Annotated in this window: 19 protein-coding genes; 14 read left to right on the top strand and 5 right to left on the bottom strand. The window is 61.8% G+C overall.

Annotated elements, in window-relative coordinates; all coding sequences use genetic code 11:
• Positions 1–124 precede the first annotated feature (124 nt).
• Both ACFQEY_RS10120 and ACFQEY_RS10115 read right to left on the bottom strand, forming a co-directional pair.
• Positions 125–619 (bottom strand): metal-dependent hydrolase, encoded by a 495-nt coding sequence (locus tag ACFQEY_RS10120; RefSeq protein WP_379768080.1) that lies wholly within the window; start codon positions 617–619, stop codon positions 125–127.
• A 159-nt stretch (positions 620–778) separates the two neighbouring features.
• Positions 779–997: a hypothetical protein gene (locus ACFQEY_RS10115; RefSeq protein ID WP_379768078.1), complete on the bottom strand. Its 219-nt coding sequence runs from the start codon at positions 995–997 to the stop codon at positions 779–781.
• 593 nt (positions 998–1,590) lie between these two features.
• Here ACFQEY_RS10115 and ACFQEY_RS10110 point away from each other — a divergent pair.
• From ACFQEY_RS10110 to ACFQEY_RS10055, 12 genes are all read left to right on the top strand, one after another.
• Positions 1,591–2,259 (top strand): hypothetical protein, encoded by a 669-nt coding sequence (locus tag ACFQEY_RS10110; protein WP_379768075.1) that lies wholly within the window; start codon positions 1,591–1,593, stop codon positions 2,257–2,259.
• Positions 2,260–2,509: 250 nt separating this feature from the next.
• The gene (locus tag ACFQEY_RS10105; protein ID WP_379768072.1) at positions 2,510–4,786 is read left to right on the top strand and encodes an AAA domain-containing protein; all 2,277 of its coding nucleotides are present in this window, start codon (positions 2,510–2,512) and stop codon (positions 4,784–4,786) included.
• 83 nt (positions 4,787–4,869) lie between these two features.
• Complete coding sequence (locus ACFQEY_RS10100; RefSeq protein ID WP_379768069.1) at positions 4,870–6,402, top strand: ATP-binding protein; 1,533 nt, start codon at positions 4,870–4,872, stop codon at positions 6,400–6,402.
• Positions 6,403–6,528: 126 nt separating this feature from the next.
• Positions 6,529–6,903: a hypothetical protein gene (locus tag ACFQEY_RS10095; RefSeq protein ID WP_379768067.1), complete on the top strand. Its 375-nt coding sequence runs from the start codon at positions 6,529–6,531 to the stop codon at positions 6,901–6,903.
• A gap of 263 nt (positions 6,904–7,166) precedes the next feature.
• Positions 7,167–8,252, top strand: coding sequence for a metallophosphoesterase family protein (locus tag ACFQEY_RS10090; RefSeq protein WP_379768064.1), 1,086 nt, complete (start codon positions 7,167–7,169; stop codon positions 8,250–8,252).
• A complete protein-coding gene (locus tag ACFQEY_RS10085) occupies positions 8,249–10,555 on the top strand; it encodes an ATP-binding protein (protein WP_379768061.1) in 2,307 nt (768 codons plus the stop codon). The genes ACFQEY_RS10090 and ACFQEY_RS10085 overlap by 4 nt, the downstream gene beginning before the upstream one ends.
• A gap of 244 nt (positions 10,556–10,799) precedes the next feature.
• A complete protein-coding gene (locus tag ACFQEY_RS10080) occupies positions 10,800–11,987 on the top strand; it encodes a substrate-binding domain-containing protein (protein WP_379768058.1) in 1,188 nt (395 codons plus the stop codon).
• Positions 11,988–12,032: 45 nt separating this feature from the next.
• Positions 12,033–13,160 (top strand): phosphate ABC transporter permease subunit PstC, encoded by a 1,128-nt coding sequence (gene pstC, locus ACFQEY_RS10075; RefSeq protein ID WP_379768055.1) that lies wholly within the window; start codon positions 12,033–12,035, stop codon positions 13,158–13,160.
• The gene (gene pstA, locus ACFQEY_RS10070; RefSeq protein WP_379768052.1) at positions 13,157–14,725 is read left to right on the top strand and encodes a phosphate ABC transporter permease PstA; all 1,569 of its coding nucleotides are present in this window, start codon (positions 13,157–13,159) and stop codon (positions 14,723–14,725) included. Before pstC ends, pstA begins: the two co-directional genes overlap by 4 nt.
• Complete coding sequence (gene pstB, locus ACFQEY_RS10065; RefSeq protein ID WP_379768049.1) at positions 14,722–15,636, top strand: phosphate ABC transporter ATP-binding protein PstB; 915 nt, start codon at positions 14,722–14,724, stop codon at positions 15,634–15,636. Before pstA ends, pstB begins: the two co-directional genes overlap by 4 nt.
• Positions 15,637–15,641: 5 nt before the next feature.
• The gene (gene phoU / locus ACFQEY_RS10060) at positions 15,642–16,310 is read left to right on the top strand and encodes a phosphate signaling complex protein PhoU (RefSeq protein WP_379768046.1); all 669 of its coding nucleotides are present in this window, start codon (positions 15,642–15,644) and stop codon (positions 16,308–16,310) included.
• 2 nt (positions 16,311–16,312) lie between these two features.
• Positions 16,313–17,332: an AbrB/MazE/SpoVT family DNA-binding domain-containing protein gene (locus tag ACFQEY_RS10055; RefSeq protein WP_379768043.1), complete on the top strand. Its 1,020-nt coding sequence runs from the start codon at positions 16,313–16,315 to the stop codon at positions 17,330–17,332.
• A gap of 90 nt (positions 17,333–17,422) precedes the next feature.
• Here ACFQEY_RS10055 and ACFQEY_RS10050 read toward each other — a convergent pair whose 3' ends face one another.
• Entirely contained in the window at positions 17,423–18,376 is a 954-nt protein-coding gene (locus ACFQEY_RS10050; protein WP_379768040.1) for a halo transducer protein, read from the bottom strand.
• 164 nt (positions 18,377–18,540) lie between these two features.
• On the bottom strand, positions 18,541–18,963 hold the full coding sequence (locus ACFQEY_RS10045; protein WP_379768264.1) for an arsenate-mycothiol transferase ArsC: 423 nt from the start codon (positions 18,961–18,963) through the stop codon (positions 18,541–18,543).
• 276 nt (positions 18,964–19,239) lie between these two features.
• Here ACFQEY_RS10045 and ACFQEY_RS10040 point away from each other — a divergent pair, with 276 nt between their 5' ends.
• Complete coding sequence (locus ACFQEY_RS10040; protein ID WP_379768037.1) at positions 19,240–20,598, top strand: hypothetical protein; 1,359 nt, start codon at positions 19,240–19,242, stop codon at positions 20,596–20,598.
• A 123-nt stretch (positions 20,599–20,721) separates the two neighbouring features.
• Positions 20,722–21,363: a hypothetical protein gene (locus ACFQEY_RS10035; protein WP_379768034.1), complete on the top strand. Its 642-nt coding sequence runs from the start codon at positions 20,722–20,724 to the stop codon at positions 21,361–21,363.
• Positions 21,364–21,659: 296 nt separating this feature from the next.
• Here ACFQEY_RS10035 and ACFQEY_RS10030 read toward each other — a convergent pair whose 3' ends face one another.
• Positions 21,660–21,944 (bottom strand): hypothetical protein, encoded by a 285-nt coding sequence (locus tag ACFQEY_RS10030; protein ID WP_379768031.1) that lies wholly within the window; start codon positions 21,942–21,944, stop codon positions 21,660–21,662.
• Positions 21,945–22,352: the final 408 nt, after the last annotated feature.

The following is a 22,352-nucleotide window of genomic DNA, read 5'->3' as shown; positions in this document are numbered from 1 at the left end:
TCTTTGTCAGAAGGGTTTGGCCACCGACATGGACGCCGCGTTTTTGCGTCAACGATTTCTGTACTGACCGCAACCAGGTCAAACCATCTCGCCTGCTGCGGATCTCAACGGGGCCACCCGATACTTAAAAGGTGGACGTGAAGAGATTCCAGACGCCGGGGGCGCGGAGGAGGGAGCCGTACCCGTATTCGACGAGGAGCCAAACGACACCGAGTTCGAACGCCGTCACGGCGAGCGTGACGAGGCGAGCCAGTGAGCTATCGACGTTCACTCCGACCGGGACGCTCACATGCTTCGTCACCGGGTAAAACAGTGCGAGCCCGCCCTTCGTCCCGAGGAGATCGAGCACGTAGTGGGTGAGAATACCGATCCAGACGAAAAAGAGATTCTCGAAGTAGATCGGAAACGCGATGAAGACGGCAAGCGTCACGATATTGTGGAAGGTTTCGCGGTGGGTTCCGAACTCGGTGTCGATGTCGGGGAAGAGTGCGCCGATGACGATGGGAACCCCGACGAGAATAATTGCGCTGTACGGAGATTGGTTCATTCCGGGGGCGAGGAGGACGCCAACGCCGATGCTGAGGATGACGGCGTTGATAACGTGATCGGCTTTGTTCATTATGGTGTTTTCGATGAGAACACCACTCACGCATATACTTGACGTGTACCATGGTCGGCTCGGGTGACCTGTGCCACGTCCCGGGAAGGCTGTTGACGGGTCCAGTTGGCACTCAGTGTTCGGATTTTGCTGACGACTCTGTACCTCGGACGCCGTCGCCTAGCCGTTCGGCTCTTCCCCGGTCCGCCCCGTAAGGTAACTGAGCGCGATGACCGCTGCGGAGAAGACGACGATGAACGCTCCGAGGACGGATGCAGCTACGGTGGTACCGTTCGGGTAGAGACCGACCGATTCCGCGATGATCCCACCCCAGAGGATGAGCGCCACAATCAGCACGCCCGTCATGATGAGGCGCTCGTAGTCGATGCGGGAATTCATCGTCAGGTGGCCCTGTCACCGAGCGGATTCGAGACCAGCCCCGGATCGATGAGCGAGATCGGCGCGCGATCAGTAAAGCGGTGTGGGGGCCACCCCGCCAGGTCGACTCCGAGAAGCGATTCGTCCTCGTGTTCGATCTCACACGTTACTGACAGAAATTCGATATGAGCTGGTCGAGGGCAGTGAACACGGTCGCGGCTCTCCTCCGAATCCTCATTTCCCGGATAACTGTGCTGTTCACTGAAAACGCCGCTTTCACAAAGACCTCCAAGCGTATCCCCGTACTGAACACCGATTATCACTCGGTGGGGCCCGAGATCTTCACATTTTGTACACTCCATGATGACCCTCAGCCACATCTCAATCGGGAACTGATGATTCTGCACCCAGTAGCATAAGAATACGGAATAGTCAAGGAGCTGATTTCATTCGCATGGTCACCCGGGTCAAAGTGGTCATAGCTGGAATTCCCGCTCAATCACAGTACCATACGCATTCAGATATTATCAAACAATAGTACACGTTCCGGATCCCATCTTCCACTGGGGAAAACTCGGATGATTTTTAAACGCGTCTTGAAATGGAAGCGATATATGAAAGCCGGTGTGCTCGGCGTAGTCGACGGTGATCTCTCGCGACTCGAACCGTACCGCGGCGGTCGGAACGTGGACGGCCACGATCTCACCGACCAGATCGACGTCACGAGCGTCGCTCGCACGGCCGACGGAATCGATATCAATGAGGGCGTTGCGGCTCGCGAGGAGTTAGCGACGAGGGAAGCCGCTGCCATCGAGTTCGACGCGATCTCGGTGGAAAGCGAGTCCGACGTGGTGACTCGACACACGCACTTCGCCACAATTCCCGGGGACCTCGTCGTCGTCGAGAACTCGAACGGCCTGTTTTTCTACGACATCCTCGACCGAGCGATCGGCACCTCGCCGGATCGGGTCACCGTGTCGCTAGAGAGCGTGTTGTCGGAGTTCCCGGATGCGTCACTCTGGAAAGTCGGGTTCTACGGTCGTGACAGCGGGGTAGAAAACGGCGTGCTACACGGCGAAAACCTCCAGGACGACCCCGCATTTTCGGAGTATCTGGCGGATGGGTCCTTTAATCAGCTCGGGATGCGCGTCACGGTTGACGGTGAGGAGCACAACCTGAACATCACGGAATCGGGGTACTTCGAGATCTACGAACCGCGGGATCTTGACACGAAAGCGTTCTTGCGATTCGTTCGAAATCACCTCCAACCGCACTTCTCGTAAGCGATTAGCGGGGATCACGAAAAACATTCGCGGCGAAAGCCGCGCGCTTCTGGCGCTCCCAAGTCCGAAATACTGCGCGAACGCCGGTGGAGCGCCGATCGTCGAAGTAGCATAGTTTAAGGCATCGGCTGGTACATCGTGTCACATGCGCATCGGTGCTCTTGTTCCTATTGGCGGGGGTGTGGATACCGGGGTGACGAGGGAGCGCGGCCCGGGGACGGCTGCGCGTCCCGCTCGGCGGTGAGTTGCAATGACTGAGTCGCTCACCGCGATGGCGCGGGCGTTCTCGCGACTCCCCCAGCGCCCCGCAGTCTTCGATCGACGAGTTCGGCAGCAGGCCCGGCAATGGTGGTTAGGCTCCCCGGTTGACGTCGACGCCATCCTGGACGCCTTTCGCGAGATAGACGGCTTCCAGACCGACGAGGGGCGTCTCTGTATTCCGATTCACGAGCCCGATTCCGCGGAGCTCACCGGTGAGTTCCTTCTCTACGACGCGCGTGACGGAGCCGCGACGGTCTCATTCTACGAGTTCGCCCAGCGCGACCTCGTCGACCTTAGTTTCGAGGAGTTTCGGTACTCGTATCCAGCGTGGCGGATACGGTTCTGGTCGCCGCGCACGAACCCGGACGCCGTCCCGTCGTACCTCAGACAGGCCGGCGACGACGCCGGGTCGCAGGCAACTACGCAGATCGGACAGGCTCCAACGCCGTCAGTCGAGAGGGACACCGGGGTGGCGACCGCGGGGGACGAGTTATTCGAGAACCTCCGCTCGTTCGTCGAGCGAGAGCGAGAGGCCGAGCGGGAATCGACTCGGAACGTGTACCGATCGATGAATCGGCGGGCGTTCTTCGAGGACCGCAACGGCGTGCGAGACGTCGAACCGCTCGGTCGCGAAGTCGGTGAGTACGGGGAACAAATCGTCACGCTCCACGTCGCAGCCGCCCCCAACGCGGACGTGATAGATGTCCCGAGAGAGTACTCGTTGTACCCCGGGTCAGAGATATTTATCGACAGACTCGGCGACGACGCGGGGTTCCCGGTGGAGGCGGAGCTGTTCTCCGTGGACGGTCGCACGCTCAACGTCGGCGTGTATTGGGACTCCTCCACCGACAAGGCGGTCGCCGAGGAAGCGTTCAGCGCGGACAGCGGCGCGGAGTTCGTCGTTGGCGAACTCGTGAACCCCGTCCCGTTCGATCGGCAGCTCGCCGCCATCTCGACCATCGAATCGGACGACCGGAAGCACGACATCGTGACGGGCGAGAAATCGCTTGCAGTGGGAAAATCGAGTTACGCGCACGTGGGGGGCGACCTGAACCGGGCACAGCAGACCGCGGCGCGAAACGCCCTCCGCGCGGAGGACGTCTACTGTATCCACGGCCCGCCCGGGACGGGCAAGACGCGGACGCTCACGGAAGTCATCCGCGCGGCCACGGACGAGAACCTGCGCGTGCTCGCGTGCGCCCACTCGAATCAGGCCGTCGACAACCTCCTCGTCGGATCGAGCTCACCGGACACTCCGGACCCGCGGTCGGTTCACGCGGACGCCGTGGACGGCGATCTGGAGATCACGCGTGTCGGGCCGAACTCCACGAACACCGTCGTCCAGAACTGCTACGAAGACGGCGACGCGTGGCAGGCCGATGTCGTCGGCGCGACGATGAGCGCGGCGAGCGATCTCGCCGACGACATGTTCGATATCGCGGTGATCGACGAGGCGACCCAGGCCACCATTCCGTCGACGTTCATCCCCTTCGCGAAAGCGGAGACCGCGATCCTCGCGGGCGACCACAAGCAGCTTCCGCCGTATCACTCCGACGAACGACACACCGTCGAGCAACCCGAGTTCTCCCTGTTCGAACACCTCCTCGCGGTGTACGACCCGGACTCGGTGAGCACGACGCTCACGACCCAGTATCGGATGCACGAGGACATCGCGGCCTTTCCGAACGCAGCGTTCTACGACGGCGTCCTGACACACGGCCAGCGAAATCGCCGTTGGACGATCGGGTCGCTCGACCCGCTCGTCGCGTACGACGTCGACGGCGAGGAGGGCCAAACGCCGAGTAATTCCTCCTACAACCGCGCGGAGGCCGCCGTCGTCGCCCGCGAAGTCGAACGATTGTTCGAGGTCGGTCTACTACCCAGCGAAATTGGTGTGATCACGCCGTACGACGGTCAGATCGGGATTATTCGTTCCGAACTCAACACGGCGCTGAGCGCGGCGCAAGCGGCCGACGTGAAGGTGAACACGATCGACTCCTTCCAGGGTAGCGAGCGGGAGGCCGTCATCGTGTCCTTCGTGCGGAGTAACGCGGACGGCGCAATCGGCTTCCTCGACTTCCCCGTCGAAGGGCCGCGCCGCCTCAATGTCGCGCTGACGCGCGCCCAGAAGCGACTCGTCCTCGTCGGAAACTGGGACACGCTGACGGCCGACTCACCGCGGAACGGGGAGAGCGCCACCTCTTACTATCAATCCCTTCGGCCCCACCTCGAATCCGTGGATGCCTTCGACCCCCCGCCGGGGTGATGTCGGTCGGGGGAAGGCTATCTCTGTCGTTTGACAGATGACACCAAGCCTATACCGCTTCGTCGCGAGAGGTCGACAAGCGAATGCCAGACAATGGCCCCGAGGAGTGGATCGTCACCACGGAGGACGCGAAAACCCTCCCGGTGCAGGAGCTACTCACCGGCCGCGGGTTCGTCTCCGGGAAGAGCGGCAGCGGGAAGAGTAACACCGTGAGCGTGATCTGCGAGGAACTCCTCGAAGCGAACTTCACGCTCCTCATCATCGACACGGAGGGCGAGTACTTCGGGTTAAAAGAGGAGTACGAGCTGCTCCACGTCGGCGGAGATGACTTTGCCGAAGTGCAAGTCGGCCCCGAGCACGCGGACAAGATCGCGGAGATCGCGCTGGAGAAAAACGTCCCGGTCATCCTTGACGTCTCCGGGTACGACGACACCGAAACGTCCGAGGAGCTCATTACGCGCGTCGTCGACGAGTTGTACACCCGCGAGAAACGCGTCCGCAAGCCGTTCCTCCTCGTTGTGGAGGAGATGCAGGAGTACCTCCCCCAACAGGGCGGTTCCGGGGAGCTCGGCGAGCTACTCGAACGCGTGGCGAAGCGTGGTCGGAAGCGTGGACTCGGGATGTGTGGCGTTTCCCAACGCCCGTCGAGCGTCGATAAGGACTACATCACGCAGTGCGACTGGATGGTCTGGCATAAGTTCACGTGGGAGAGCGACCTGAAGGTGGTGTCCAACGTCATCGGGAAGGACCGCGCCGACGAGTGTGAGAACTTCGACCCGGGCGAGGCGTACATGATGACGGACTGGGACGACACCATCGAGCGCGTGAAATTCCGGCGTAAGAGCACGTTCGACGCTGGCGCGACACCCGGGCTCGAATCCTTCGAGCGTCCGAACTTGAAGCAAGTCGGAGAGCAGTTGATCTCCGAAATTCAGGGCGAGGCCACGTCGATGGAGTCGAGCGCGCCCGACCCGGTTGCAACCGACGGCTCGACGTCCACGTCTGGTGATCCCGACCCGTTCGAGAATATCGAAGCCGGATCAACGAGATCGGACGCCATCTCGGGAGCGGCCGCGCCTGCCGCCGACACCGAGGGACGATCCGACGCGCCAGCTGGAAACGCGGGCTCCGCTGATCTCGCCCATTCGACCGGCGTGGAGTCGCTGAGCGAGGCCGACCTCGATGAGCTCGATGAGGGGGAGATCGTCGAGAAGGTGAACCGCGTGAAACAGGAGAATCTGATCCTGAAAGACGAAATCGAGGAACTCAGGGACATCTCCGACACCGATCCGGCGGCCGATTCGAGCCCCTTCACCGACTCCCCTCCCTTCAGTGGGGCAGCATCACGGTCGCGACCGCGGCCGTACGGACCGAGTCAGGACGCGGCTTCCGACGCGACGTCGATCACCCCGCCGACTCGCCCCGAACCCCCGGTTCGTCAGGATGTGGACAACCCCGCGGCGAGAATTCTCTTCGAATTTGGCGATCTCATGATGTACCTCTGGCAGGTCCTGATCTACTACGTCCTGTACTCGTTGTACAAAGTACGGGTGTGGCTGTGGGAGGACAGCGAGCAAGACCGTGCGAAACAGCGGCAACGCGGCCGTCCGGATTGAGCATCGAGTCCTGCACAGCCTCATTATTTATACTCCCCGTGAGTGCTGACAACCGGTATGATCGAGGAGTTGAAGGAGCGGTACTTCGTTCGGACTGGCGTTCTCGCTGGCGTCTCGACACTCATCATGACGGCGAGCTTCATCGGGATTCTCGCCGTGATGGAAAATCAGATTTCCGGCATTGCCTCTCGCGCGCCCTGGTATCTGGTCTTTGCCGCTCTCGTGTTTACCGTCACCGTCGTCTTTCTCGAACGTAACGACGTGATCGGCCGCGTCATCATCGGAACGGCATTTGCTCTCGCCGTCGTCTCGTTCGCGCTCAGCATGCTGACTACCGAAGGCGTGATTTACACCGTTCGCAACCCGGAGGAGGTATTCGTCAGTCGGCTCGTCCTCTATTTCCTCGCCGCTGGACTCGTCGGAACCGGCTTCGGGTATTGGGCGATCAATCACTGGCGTGAATTCACCTCGCCGCGGAGCTCGGACACCGGCGAACTGTGAACTCCCCGCCGGGAGCCACGTCGGCGGTCATCGAAGATGACACCTCCCGACACGGTGCTCGGAGAGCGACTGTGTCTACTGCTGTGCAAGGCGATTCACGGGACCGGTACGGCGGAACGCTCTGTATCGTCCACTGTCGGCGGCGTCGTCTCCAGTACGATCCGAGACGGCGGCGATTTCGCCGGGACGCCGTGGAGATGATCGTGACCCGAACGCCTTTCACCCAGTCGTTCGGTTGAACGAGACGGGACAAAGACAAGCCGATGGTACGAATTCTCCACACTGCGGACATTCATCTCACAGCTGACGCCGCTGAACGCGAAGCGGCGTTAGAAACGGTCCTTTCCCGAGCGGATACCAGCGACGTCGACCTCGTTACGATCGGCGGCGATCTCTTCGACAGTGACGTCGCAGCGGAGCGGCGACGCGACTCACTCCGGGAACTGTTCTCCGACCGTTCGTATCCCATCCTGACGATTCCGGGGAATCACGACGCCGATGCGTTCCGCAGCAACCTCTTTTTCGGCGAGTCGTTCACGCCCGCGACCGAGACGCCCTTCGGCCAGTTCGTTATCAGCGACGCTCGGGTCACCGCTCTCCCGTACACGCCGCAGGCAACTGACGACCTACTCGTTGCATTACGCGACCGGGAACCGTTCGACGGTACCGAATTCCTCCTGCTACACTGCAGTCTCGAAGCACCGATTCGGGGGGGCGTCGGTGAAGAGGGCGAACAACGGTATTTCCCGATCACCAAAGAGGAGCTCGCCGAGTTGGATTTCGACTATTATCTCGCCGGCCACTACCACTCACAGCACCGCACCGAGCTCTCGAACGGAGGGACGTTCGTCTATTCCGGTACACCGGCGTCAGTAACGCGGAAAGAGACCGGCCGACGGACGAGCGCTCTCATCGATACCGACACCGCTCAGGACGTCCAACTGCAGACCCTCGAATCGTTCCACTACGACGCGCTCGATCTCCGGGTCACGCCCGGAAAGGAGGAGCGCGTCCTCGACGAAATCCGGTCGCGGGTGGCCACGTGGGAGAACCGGCAGGTCGCCCCCGAGATCAGCGTCGACGGATTCACGGAGATGGACGAAACGACGTTCGGTGAGGCCCTTGCCGACGCGAGCGGCGACGTCCCCGTCGAGAACGGCACCCGGACGGTCGACCATATCCTCTCACACCCCCTGTTCGAGACGTTTCAACGGCGTCTCGAGGAACGTGAACGGCTCACCGCCGTCGAGGAGCGAGACGACTACGATGAGGAGCGCTTCCGAGACGACGTCTGGGAAGAAACGCTCGCTGTCTTCGCCGATCTGGCCGCGGAAGGGGAACTCACATGAAGCTGACCGATATCCAGATCGACCGTTACGGGCCGCTTCCCCGCTTCGCTCACGAGTGCGAGAGCAACTTCGAGGTCTTCTACGGTCCGAACGAGTCCGGGAAGACGCTGTTGTTGGAAGCCGTGCTCAAATTGCTCGAACCGGACATCGAGACCGCGATCCCGCACGTCTCCCGGGTCGACGAATCCCCTAGCGGCCACATTGTCGTCGAAACCGCCGGCACCGAACGGAAGCTCGGCGACGGATCGGTACTCAGCGATCTGATCGACCTCTCGCCACGACACCTCCGGAACGTCTTCGTCATCCGGGATAGCGACCTGCAGCTCCGCGACGAACACGAGTTCTACGATTCCGTCACCCAGCAGATCGGCGATCTTCACACGAACGAGATCGACGCGATCCAGTCCCGTCTCGTTGAGCGCGGACGACTGACCAGCGTCGGCGGCCGGGGACTGTCGTCGGCTCGCAGCAGGGGGAATGCTGCAGCGGTCCGCGACGAGGCGGTCGACCTCGCTGGCGACATCCGGACGTACATCACCGACGCCGAAGCGAATGACATCGCGTCGGTCGAGCGAGAAGCCGTCGCCGTCACGACCGAGCTCCGGCGGTGCGAGGACGAACTCGCACTACAGGAAGCCGCCGAAACGTGGGACACCCACGCGACACTCACGGAACGGCTGACCACGTACAGGGAGGCGACCGAACCGCTCGACGACGAGGTGTCCAGATCGACGCTCGACGAGTTGGAGCATCTCGACCGCGCCATCGCTGCAGCCGACGACGAGATCGCCGACCTCGAGAGCAAGCGCGCCTCGCTACGCGAGGAGCGGACACAGCTCAAGACCGAGAAGGAATCCGTCGAAGCCGAACTGACACCGCTTGAGACGCGCGCAGCCGATGTCGACGAGGTCGAGCGAGCGCTTGCGTCGTTTAGGGAGGCCCACGGTGAGGCGGTCGGGTCGTCCCGCGGGATGCGCTTCGCGAAGCGCACCGCACTCGTTGGGCTCGGGATGGGCGGGGTCGCAGCGATCGTCGGGAGCGCGATCGCGGGCGTCCTCCTTGCGGTGATCGGAGGCGCGGCCGCGGGCTGGTACGGCCTGCAGCATCGATCGGTAACTGCCGCGGAGCGAGAGCAGGAGCGGGTGCTCCAACGGGCGCAGGATGCGGGACTCGACGCGGCCGGCATCGAGGAAATTGCCCCGGCGATCGGAGCGTTTCGAGACGAGGTGGTCGGCTTGCGGGACCGTCGCGACGAACTCGAACGACAACTCCAGGTCACGGACCAACTCGTCGACGAACGCGACGGCGACCTCCAAACGGAGCGGGAAGATCGGCGTTCGAACCGAGAGCGGAAACGGGAGTTGCTCCAACGGGTGGGCGCGGCCGATATCGAGGGATACCGGAAGCGAGTGAACACGCAGGAGACGCTCGAAGGGAAGCGTAACCAAGCGGCTCAGAGCCTCACAGACGCCCTTGGCACCCCGCCCACGACGGAACCAGATCCGGAGGTGAAGATCCGGTACTGGGCCTCGGAACTCGACGCATTGGTCGCGGATGTCGATGAACATGGAGATGCGGCTGAGTACGACCCGGATCGGCTCGCGACCCTGCGCGAGCAGCGGGAGCGGTTAACGCAACGCCGCGATACCCTGACCGGACAGCTCGAGACACACGAGCGGCGACTTCGCGGGCTTGACGACCGGATACAGGACCTCTCAGCCAAGCCCTTCCTCGGTGAGTCCGTGTCGCTCCCGGCGCGCTCTATGGACGGACTCAGAGATGTCGTTCACGAGTTGGATCTGTTGATAGCGCGGATCGAACGCGACGCCGATATCGCACGGGAGGCGCTCGACATCTTCGACGGCATTCAGTCGGAAGAAGAACAGAAGATCTCGGATCTCTTCGGCGCTGAGAGTCGCGCCGCAGCCGCGTTTCGGACGATCACAGACGACCGATACACGGGCGTTACGTACGACGCCGACGGGAGGGCCCTGCAGGTTCACAGGGACGGACAGGAGGTTCTCACACCTCAACAGCTGAGCCACGGGACGACCGAACAGTTGTATTTCTCGGCTCGCGTCGGGCTCGCGGAGCAGTTACTGAGCTCCGAGCCGGGATTCTTCCTTCTGGACGACGCCTTCCTCCCAGCGGACCGCACGCGGCTTCGAGAGGGCTTCGACGTGCTTCGCGAGCTTGCCGATGACGGGTGGCAGATCCTCTATTTCACTGCCAAGGACGAGGTCGGAACCGACCTCGTCGAGGCGCACGACTTACGTTGTCGGACGCTCGACCCGCTCAGCTGAACCGTTCTAACCAATCATCGAGCGCTATCGCGCGATTACGGAAGTGCAGGAAGAAACCCTCGCAATTCAGCGCGGGGAGAATGTCAACAAAGCAGTCTAATTCATCAAAAAATCATCTAGACTATATAATAGTCAATATCGGTAGCAACTGATATTGCTCGATAGTGGCAGCACGACACTAGGTGGTATCCGTATAATAACCTATTATAAACGTGTTTAATAGATTCTCACTTGTATTCACCTGATGTCACGTGATTCGGGGCGTCAGGCGGACGCGGTATCACGCCGAAAATATCTTCTCACGTCGGCCGCGGTCGGGGCAGCCGGCCTCGCCGGGTGTAGCGGAACCAGCGACAACAGCGGCGGTGGCGGCGACGGCGGTGATGGTGGCGACGGCGGGAGCGGGAATGAGGACAGCAGCAACACGATAGACTCCGGATCGTCGGGTCCGACGACGGTGACGGCTGAGGGGTCGTCGACGGTGTATCCCATCTCGAACAAGGGGAGTTCCTACTGGAACTCGAACTCGCCGGCGAGCGACGGCGAGTACTGGGGATCCAATGACGAGACGTCGGTCCCCGGTTGGGATCAGATCGAGACCGACCAGAACATCGCCGACTACTTCGGCAGCTTGTACGGCTTCGAGCCGACCGGAGAGCGTTCGAATCCGCCGTTCGCCACCCGCGTCGCGCTGAGCCACTCGGGGACCGGCTGCGAGGCGGTTCGAGACGGGCTCGTCGACATCGGGAACTCCTCTGGACCGATCACGGCGGAGCTCGACATCAGCGAGGAAGAGCGCGACGAGAACTACGTCGACCACGTCGTCGGACGCGACGGCCAGCCGGTCTTCGTCAGTCAGGCGATCTACGATGCTGGGGTCGAACAGCTCACCGGCGAGCAGATCCGCGGTATCTACCAAGGTGAGATCACCAACTGGAGCGAGGTCGGCGGCCCCGATCAGGAAATCTACGTAGTCGGCCGTGCCGAGGGGTCAGGGACAGACACGTCGTTCCGGCTGAACATGCTCGGTGACGCCGACGCACCGATGGACGTCGACACGCGCTTCGGGCAGAACCAGCAGGTCCAGCAGGTCCTCCAAGACAACGACAACGCCATCGGATACATGGCGCTGGCGTTCTCCGGGTCGGGAATCCAAGCGATCGCGATCGACTTCGAGGGTACCGTCTTCCGCCCGGACCCCGACGCCGAGAACACCATCTTCGATTCGGAGTACCCGCTGAACCGGGACCTGCACATGTACACCCGGATCAACGAGGAGACGCCCGAGGGAACGGACATGCGCGAGGCCGCGTTCCTCAACATGTTCCTGACCGACTTCGGCCAGCAGGTGTTCGTCGAGGACGTTAACTACATCACGCTGCCGACGTCCGACATCGAGGCCGAACGCGAGAAGCTCCCCGATCAGGTGTAAGTCCGCGGTCGCGCGGACGCTCGCTTCGCGGCCCGTCCCCATTATATGTCACTCACCACCCGCAAAAACGATTGGCGCGCGAGCATCGAGCGACGGCTGACCAGAACGCGGGAGTTCGTCGACGATACCGACCCGGAGGCGCTGGTAGTGGTCCTCGCGTCGATGGGGTCGCTACTGGCCTCCTTCGTCGGGTTCCTGCTGGCGTCGCCGTGGACGGCCGTCCCGCTCGGAGCGTTCCTGATCGTCACCGGCTACGGCTGGGCGCGCCATCAGGCGCTCGTCGCCCGGGCGGTCACCTTCGCGATGACGACGGTGACGCTCGTCACACTCGGGCTCATCGTCGTGTTCATTTTCGCCGAATCGATCCCGGCGTTTCAGTACGAGGCGGCGAGCGTGTTCGGCGTCTCCGTTCCGGGACTCGGGATGTTCACACAGGCTCGCTGGGACGCCGTCTCGGAGCCCGTCCGCTACTCGCTGCTTCCGATGATCCACGGAACGGTGATGGTAACCGCCATCGCGACGCTCGTGGCCGCCCCGCTCGGCGTCGCTGCGGCGTTGTTCATCGCTGAGATCGCACCCCCTCAGGTCCGTGAACTCGTCAAGCCAGGCATCGAGATACTGGCGGGAATCCCCTCGATCGTCTACGGGTTCATCGGATTCACCGTCATCAACCCGTGGGCGAGCGGGGCGTTTGCCCTCAACGGCGGCTCAACGTACCTGTTCGTGGGGATGGTCGTCGGGCTGATGGCGTTGCCGACCGTGGTTTCGGTGGCCGAAGACGCGCTAACGAGCGTCCCGGACGTGATGAAAAACGGGTCGCTCGCGCTCGGAGCGACCGACTGGCAGTCGATGACCTCGATCACGCTTCCCGCGGCGTTCTCGGGCGTCTCGGCGGCCGTCCTGCTCGGTGTCGGGCGGGCCATCGGTGAGACGATGGCGGCGACGGTGATGCTGGCCGGGATCCCACGGATCAGCGAGCCGCTCGTGAACGTCTTTTACGGCTACGAGACGCTCACCTCGCTCATCGCACGCGGCTACGGCAGCGCGAACGGCGTTCACGAGAGCGCGCTGTTCGCCGCCGGCGTCGTCCTGTTCGTGACCGTGTTGTGTCTGAGCATCGGCTCACAGTACATCGAGGCGCGGATGCGTCGCCGTCTCGGGGGTGTCGAATGAGTCGCGCCACGCAGACCGCGCTCGTCCGAGACGACCGCACAGTGTACGAGGCCGTCGCTGGCACTGCGGTCGGACTCTCCGGAGTCGCGTTTGCGGTCGGTTTGGCGGCACTGCTGGGCGTTATCGCGATCGACGACCCCGTTGCCGGCTTCGCATTGTCGGTGGTGTTTGGTGCGGTGCTACTCGCGCTCGGAGCGGCAGTCGTTGGCTTCGGGGTCGCCTCACGGTTCGGGTACGTTGACGCGGCACCCCAGCCCAGCGCGGGGATCGTCGCCGCGGCCGCGTTCACGGGGATCTGGTTCGCCGTGGGCGCGACCGTGTCCGGAGCAGTTGGGCTCGGGACCGGCGGCCGGCTCGGAGTCGGGACGGTCCTCGGCGGAATCGCGTTCGCAACGACCGCGCTCTCCCGCGAAGACATCGGAGCGACTGTGCCTGGGGGGGCCGTCGCGGGTCTCTGCGGGCTGTTCCTCGTTACCGGCGTCGTCGGCCCCGGATGGGAGCGTGCGCTCGCCGGGTACAACGCGACGCTGTTCGGCGACACCGTCGTTCCTGTGGTCGTGTTGTTCGCCTCGCTGGTAACCGGCTGGAGCGCGGCAAAAGCATATGGCGGGTTCGGTGCTCGCGGGCGTAACGTCGGTGCGTACGTGCTCATCTATCTCGTCGTCTGCTCGATACTGACCGTGCTCGTCGGGCTCGTCGCCTTCGTCACGGTGAACGGACTCACCGGTCTGTTCAACGGGTTCGGTGTCGGCGGAGCTGGACTCGTCAGCTGGCCGTTCCTGACCAACGGTGCTGGACTGTTAGCAGACATTCCGGGCGTGTTCCCCGCTCTGGTAGGAACAGTCTGGCTAGTCATCGGTGCCGTCCTCTTTGCCGTGCCGACCGGCGTTGGCGCAGCCGTGTTCCTCAGCGAATACGCCGAACAGGGACGGTTCACGGGGGCCGTCGAGGTGGCGACCAACGGGCTCTGGAGCACGCCGAGCATCGTGTTCGGTCTGTTCGGTGCCGCCTTCCTGATCCCGCGCTTCGGCAATCAGAAATCGCTGATAGCCGGGATGTTCACGCTCGGGTTTATGCTGCTGCCGCTGGTGTTGATCACGAGCCGGGAGGCGATACTCGCGGTCCCCGACGAATACCGTGACGCCAGCGCGGCACTCGGCGTCTCCAAGTGGCAGACGATCCGCAGCGTCGTCCTCCCCGCGGCGATCCCGGGCGTCACTACCGGCGTCATCCTCGGCGTCGGGCGTATCGCCGGCGAGACCGCCCCCATCCTGTTGACGATGGGCGGCGGCGTCCTCCCGGCGAGATCGGCTGCTCCCGACGTGTTAGGCGGCTTCCAGCTGAGCGCGTCGCCACCGTTCGTTAGCAACCCCGCGTTGTTGGAGGCGACGAGTGCACTACCGTACCAGTTGTACGCGCTCATCACCGCCGGCCTGAGCGGGAACATTCAGAACCCACAGGAGTACGCGTGGGGACTGGCGCTGACGCTGCTGCTCGTCGTGCTGGTCTTCTACGCGATCGGTATCGCGACGCGTTACTACTTCAGACAGAAACTTCACCAATGAGTCAGACAGACACCGCAGAGACCTCGACGAACCGCACCGACGGCCAGCAAGTCTCCACGACCGCCGGCGAGACCGCCGAGGAGACGCGCCCCGTGTGGACGAGCTACGAAGCAGGCGGCGAGACGAAACTCGCCGTCCGAGACATCGACGTTCACTACGGAGACGACCACGCGCTGAAGGGCGTCTCGATGGACATTCCCGAACAGAGCGTGACGGCGCTCATCGGTCCGTCTGGATGCGGCAAATCGACCTTTCTCCGATGTCTCAACCGGATGAACGACCGCATCCGCGCCGCCAGCGTCGACGGGGCGGTAGAGCTCGACGGTGAGGATATCTATCAGGATGGCGTCGATCTGGTCGAGTTGCGCAAGCGGGTCGGAATGGTGTTTCAGAGCCCCAACCCCTTTCCCAAGTCGATCCGCGAGAACGTCTCCTACGGACCGCGAAAGCATGGCGATATCGAGACTGGGCTGCTCGCCCGATTGACCGGCCGCGCAGAACCACAGCGCGAGGAGACGCTCGTTGAACAGTCGCTTGAACGGGCTGCACTGTGGGAGGAAGTGAACGACCGGTTAGACGACAACGCACTTGGACTGTCCGGGGGTCAACAACAACGCCTCTGTATCGCCCGGTGTCTGGCCGTCGATCCGGAGGTCATCCTCATGGACGAGCCCGCCTCGGCACTTGACCCGATCGCCACCTCGAAAATCGAAGACCTCATCAAAGACCTCGCACAGGACTACACGGTCGTCGTCGTCACCCACAGCATGCAACAGGCCGCTCGCGTCTCCGACCAGACCGCCGTCTTCCTCACCGGCGGCGAACTCGTCGAGTACGACGACACCGAGAAGATCTTCGAGAACCCCGAAAGCCAGCGCGTCGAGGACTACATCAGCGGCAAGTTCGGGTGATCCTTGTGCCTCGCGAGGATTATCGCGAGTCGCTGGACGAGCTGCGGGCCAACATCGAATCGATGGCGAAAAGCGTGCTGGGTCAGCTCTCGCGGGCGCTCGATGCGTTTGAAAGCGACGACCACAGACTGGCTCGTGAGGTGATCGAAGACGACGAACGCATCAACCAGCAATACCTCGGCCTTGAAGCCGACTGTATCGACCTGTTCGCACTCCAGCAACCCGTCGCCTCAGACCTTCGTTTCGTCGCTGCGTCGTTCAAGATCCTTACCGATCTGGAACGGATCGGCGACCTTGCGACGAACCTCGCTCGATACGCTCTCGCCGGCAGCGCAGACGCCGTCTCCGAAGTCCGGATCCGAAAGATCGGCGAGACCGCCTATAGTCAACTCCAGAAGGCCGTCGATGCGTACGTCAACGCCAATTCCGAGGCATGTCAAGCGATCGTTGCACGTGATGACGAGCTCGACGCGTCGTGTCAGAATGCCAGCGAAAACGTTGTTCGCGAACTGATCGCCAGCGAATCTGATCGCTGGGAAATCGAGCTACTGCTTGACGACGTGTCGAGATTGCTGCTCACGATCCGCGACCTGGAGCGGATTGGTGATCACGCCGTCAACATCGCTGCGCGTACGCTGTACATGAACGACGGTGACCCCAAACTGATCTATTAATTATGGAGACGAGAAAGCTGCAAGAGGTCGGTGGCGGCACCTTCACCGTCTCAATTCCGAAGGAGTGGGCGACGAATCACGGCTTCGAGGTCGGCATGGAACTGCAGTTGTACACTCATCGTGACGGATCAATTCTCATCCGATCCTCGGACGCGGACGTCAACTGCTTGGACGAAGCAACGGTTGCTATCGATAGTGGCGACGCTAGAGCCGTCCAACGTGCCGTTCGAACGGCTCATACGGTCGGGTTTGAGACAATAACATTGCGTCGGGTGGGAGCCTTCTCCACCGCAGAGCGCAAAGCTGTGCGGTCGACAGTTCGGGATCTCGTCGGGACGAACATTCTTAGCGAGTCAGATGTGGAGATTACGATCAGACACCTTTTGGATTCCTCATCAGTCTCCGTCTGTCAGTCGATAATACAACTGCAGTACGTGGTCGTCTCCCTCCTCCGCGACGCGATCGAGGCGTTCGTTGCCGCTGCAGACACACACGCAAGAATTCGTGACCGGGCTGGCGAAGCACGCCGCTCCGCGGAGATGGTCACGCGACACTTCTCGCGGTCACTGGTATCGCACGCCGAGCTTGACACGCTTGGTGTCTCTCGGCCCGAATTGTTCGCCTACTACGCGATCGCCCGCCGTCTCGAAACCGTCACCGATCAGGCCGTTCAGATCGCGAGTACTGCCGAGAAACTGCCCGAGCCGCCCGCAGACAAGGTAGCCGCAGACGTGTGTTCTGTGGCCGACGACGTTGCGTTCGCCGTCGACGGCGCGGTAACCGCCGTCCTCAACGGTGACACGACGAAGATACAAGAGACGAGAGATCGATGTGACGACGCCATCGGGGGTATTGAGGCGATCGAACAGTGTCTGTACGACGAGTCAGTGCCAGCAGAGGTGCCCACAGCAGTCGCGCTGTCAACCACGCTCTCCCGTCTGCGGCAAGCGGCTAATTGCGGTCGCTGTATGGCCCACACCGCCGCGAGAACTGCGATCCGCGCCGAAAACATCGACATCTGACTGCCCGGATCGCAGATATCCAGGACGGAAATTCACGACTTCGGTCTCGGTAACTGACGTGAACAGCCGGTGTGGCTTCCGGGTCGCTGTTCACTGCTTGGCTGCGGGACGATGTTCTTCAACGACGGCTTCGACGTCACTCCACGCGACCGGCGGCCCCATCTCTTTGAGAGCCTCGTCAAGAGCGGTCAACTGATCGGTGTATCGAGCAGTCCATTCCGGTTCAGCCCGTGTGGTGAGCCGCTCTCCGACAACTTCATGGCTAGCTTGAATGTCGTCAAGTCGGGATTCGATGTCCGATGGCGGAGTCCCGCCTTCACGCTCGGTCCACGTCCGAAGCGCCGCCAGCTCCGCCCGGAGATCTGCGATCATCAACGAGACGACACGATTTCGGACCATCGCCGCGGCCCACGTGTGTGCCGCCTCGCTCTCGGGGTCACCGTCACCGGCGGCGAGCGTTTCGACGGTGTCGCGGAGTTCGTTCACTGACTCCGCGAGGGCATCGACGTCAGCGGTGAGTTCCTCGACGCGTCGATCAGCGTCGGTGAGCCATCCTTCGAACGAATCAATCTCGAACTGAAAGTCGTCAGCGGCACGTTGGACCTCGGTAGCAGCGTTCGTAACCCGTCTAATCTTTCGTGCGATCTCATAGAGATTACCCTCCTCCTTCATCGCGAGCACCTCCTGTATGGCGTCACCGAGGTCGCTCTCTCGGTCTTCGATAGCGTTGAGGCATGCGTCGAATTCGTTGATGCGTACCGACACGAGATCCGAGTCTGAGATCCGAGTGGCCGCCTCTTGTGCACTGTTGAGCTTTTCGCCCGCAATCTCTACCCGCGTCTCGGCGGTTGTCACTACCATCGACGCGTTGGCGAGTGCGTCATCGACAGCCGCCCGGCAGACGGTCCCGTCCCGGGCAACGATAGCCAGCGTTTCCCGCACCTCGTTGAAACGCTTCTCATCATCGACGACGATGTCGGTCGCACTTTCGACGGACAGTCCATCGAGATCCGTTGGATGGTCGTCGGACTCCGCTTCAGTCATGATTACCACTACTCACTGGCAGTTTGTCAGTGGTTCGATGTCTTTTCTCTCTCATGTTCACCGGAAAAGGGACCGCTGGAAGAGCGGCGGCGATGATCGCTGTTGATCGGACTCTATTTCAGCGGGCACCGGTCGGATGTCGGCTGACTTCTCCTCCATTCGTGTCACTCCGCGGACGCCGTTTTCGACAGTAGTTCGTCAAACAGTTCGACGACACGGCCTTCGATTTCATCCCGGATCTCACGTACGTCCTCGATAGAGCGATCGTGCGGATCGTCAAGCTCCCAGTCGCGGTTCTCCTCGTTCCACGTCGCGGGGCAGACGTCTGACGCCGAACAGCCCATCGTGATGACGAGGTCCACCGCCCGTAGCTCGTCGGGCGTCACCTCTCGGGGCAGTCTGTCGCCGAGCTCGATGTCCGACTCTCTCATCGCCTTGACGACGACATCGTGAACGTGGTCGGCAGGCCGTGTCCCACCGGTAATTATCTCGACCTGTTCACTCACCTCACGACGATCGCGCTCGCGCTCCGCGAACGCCGCCGCCATTTGGCTCCGTCCCGCATTCTGGACGCAGACGAACGCGATCCGGTGGTCCGTCTGACCGCTCTGGTGGCTCACGCTCCGTCATGCGGGCGGTATCATTATAGTCGTTACTTGGAACTGATAATGAGTGCTATAGAGCGGTGTGAAATCCTCCTTACTATCCCCGAGATGTTCGAATCCGGTGGCAGATCTGGCAGAATCGGCCTTCATTCGTCGATATCTCGCTGGTTTCTGTCCCGGGGAGAGGTGAGCCACAGCCGGCGGAAGGGGAACATCTTCGGTGGTACTGTCAGGTGTGCGGAGACCGTACCCCCATCCATGGGCGTGATCCCGGGTAACATCGAGACGGACCAACAGCCCCCGATGACGGTCCCGTTACGACACTTCGTCGTCGGGCTCGCCTTTCTCGTCGCGGGAATTGGACTCGGGATCGGCTTACACCTGAACGCCGTTCCGGGACTGGGACGGCTCGCTCACGTCCATCTCCTGTTAGTCGGGTGGATCTGTATCACGATCATGGGGGCGATGACGCAGTTCGTGCCCGTCTGGTCGGGAGTGACATTACACTCACGGCGTCTCGCGAATGTGCAGTTGGGGCTGGTCGTCTCCGGCCTTTTCGGGTTCGTCGTCGCGCTTCTCCTGCTCAAGACGGCGTGGCTGATCCCGTTCGCGGCGCTCATGCTCGTCGGCTTCTGGATCTTCGCGTACAACATCATCCGAACGCTCGGCACGGTGGAAGCGTACGACGTCACCGAACGGCACTTCCTCGGTGCACTCGGCTTCTTTCTCGTGTTGACCGTTCTCGGCGTCCTCCTCGCGGTTGATTTCACGGTTCCGACGTTCTCGCAGGTCGGCGTACGCCGGTCCGGGGTTGCGAGAGCCCACGCCACCCTCGCGGTCTTCGGTGCCGTTCTCACGACGGTGTACGGGGCGCTTTACCAGCTCGGAACGATGTTCACGCAGACGGAACTACACGGGATCGACCACCGTCTTCGATCCGTTGAGGAGATCGCGCATCCCACCGGTGTGGTCGTCCTCGCCGCGGGCCGACTGGTGGCCGACGCCCCCGCTGCGCGGGTCGGCGGCCTGTTGATCCTGTTCGCCGCGTCGGCGTTCTGTCTCATCCTGGCACGAAAACTGTACGAGATGCGGGTCGAACGGACACCGATGCACACGCGGTACATCGTGGCGGTGAGCGCACTCGCGCTGTGGATCGCCGTCTCAGCGCCCGCTTGGATATCCGACCCGTTGACCCGGAATCATCTGCTCGGCGCGGCGACCGCGGGCCACCTGCTGTTGTTGGGAGCGATCGGGTTCGTTGTCGTGGGAACGCTCTATCACATCATTCCCTTCGTTATCTGGGTCAACCGGTACAGCGGTCTGTTGGGATTAGCGGCCGTACCGATGATCGACGACCTCTATGACGGCCGGATCGCCGCGCTCGACGGTGTACTCCTCGGAGGCGGAAGCGCACTGATCGTCGGCTCGAACCTGCTGGATGTCGCCGGAACGCCGACGCTCCTCGGCGGGCTGCTAGTGAGCGTCGGCGTCGTGGCGTTCGTGTCCAACATGGTCCTCGTGTTGGTCCGTCACAGCCCTCACTCGCTCGATCAGATCGTATTCGGGTCCTTCTCTCCACTCCGGGCGCGTGGCCGTGATGTGGCGGTCGAGGAATGAGGCTGATTGCCGGGGCTTGACGGACGGAACGTCCGACAGAGCGGACAGTTTTGGAGTGACGAGCCGCTGGACTCGAACATGTACGGGATAAGGGGTACCCCTCCCGATCTCGAATAGACGCGTATGCCCAGTTTCCCGTCCCCGTTCGGGTCCGATGACGGCGATCTCTTCGATGATTACGACGAGTTCGTTTCGGATCACGTCCCGAGACCTGGGGGGTTCCTCGAGCCCCACGTTCTGCTCACCGGGGCGGACCACGTCGCGTTTCACTGCCTCACTCGCGACTGCTTCGAGGAGCGAAAGGTGTACGATATGACGTTCAACTACAACCTTGCCCGGCTGAACCTCGATACCCGCCACACGAGCGCCGGCTACCGCTACGCCGTCGAACGCGACGACGCCGATGACGCCGATGACGCCGATGACGCCGTCGAATCGGAGGACATCGACCGCGTGCTCCGCGCGGAGTTCACGCCGACGACACCGTTCTGTCCGCAGACACACACGCTGACGATCGGGTCGTTCCGGGCGTGGAACGGGCTCTCGGAGCGGCACGAGTACGATCTCGTCCGAGTCCGTACAGCACCGATGCATCACCAGAGCGAGGCGATTAACGAGCAGCTCGTCGAACTCGAAGAGACGTATCTCGAGACGGGGGACGTGACCGCCTACCCTGAGAGCGGCACCGAAATCGGGTCGAACCCGATGGAACGGTCGATGGAGAACGAGGGTCCGAGTCGCGGATCGACTGACGCTCCGTTCTGAAAGGGGCTGGTACTCTAGAGACGGCTACTCCGTAATCAGTACCGCGTCCGCGGTCTTCCTCTGGATATCTCCACAAATAGGCTGGCCACTATTGGAATCTCATTCTTCAGACAGATTCTCGTCCGAAACAGCTGTTCGCTGAAGACTGCGTATTGAGTGCCGAGGGTTCCACCAGATCGGAGAGGTGTTCCGATAGTCCTGTAAGATACACCGCGTGAGTCGGTCAGGAGAAGGCAACCTCACTCGGGGAGTCAGGTCGGGAACCGCAGCAGCCAGATTGATTGGGAAACTGGCGGCTACGGTTCGAACGATGCTCCGAGTTCGTCAGCAATCACTTGGAGATTTGGCTTCCGGAAGGTGGAGTCGTCGGCCGCCTCCAGCGACTCTGCGATGCCGACGTGTGCCCGGATGAGTCGGCGCATTTGCGATGTTGACGGTCGCCCCGCCTCGTCGACATCGGCTCCGAGTGCCTCACAAATCGCTTGTAGCTCCTCTTTCGTGAACGACGCCTTGACCTCCCGTTCGAAGCGGCCTGTCGCTACTCGAATCGCGTTTCGAAGTTCCTGGACGGTCGGACTCATGGCTCTCCACTCTCCTCTTATCCCCCTCAAAGTTCCTACTCGATTGCGGTGAGACGTTTCCAGAGATTCGGACTTACAACTCTTGTCCATTCATGAACACAGCCTCTGTATCTCGCAAGACGTTGCTAACAGAAGTAGGAGAGATGTAGACCGAATCTGATCTGTGAGTCTCCTGTACTGAACGATCTACGGTCGATACTTCCGGGTTGTGCGGCTGAATCTACCGCAAGATCGCGCTTGCTTCTTGATCGATCACGGGAGTGGGTATTGCACGCGGTTGATGTGGTCATTTATAAGTGAGCGAGTGGTGTTGCTGGCGGCTGTTTATATATTGTTGACGGCGCGGTGAATCGCCGTGTCTCTGGTGCTGATTGCTTAAAAGTGATTGACAGCGCGGTGAAGACATCC

Source organism: Halorubrum trueperi (genome assembly GCF_042662525.1).
In the GTDB taxonomy this organism is placed as follows: Archaea; Halobacteriota; Halobacteria; order Halobacteriales; family Haloferacaceae; genus Halorubrum; species Halorubrum trueperi.
The sequence above is the reverse complement of the archived record's forward strand: the minus strand, read 5'-3'. Positions and strand labels throughout refer to the sequence as shown.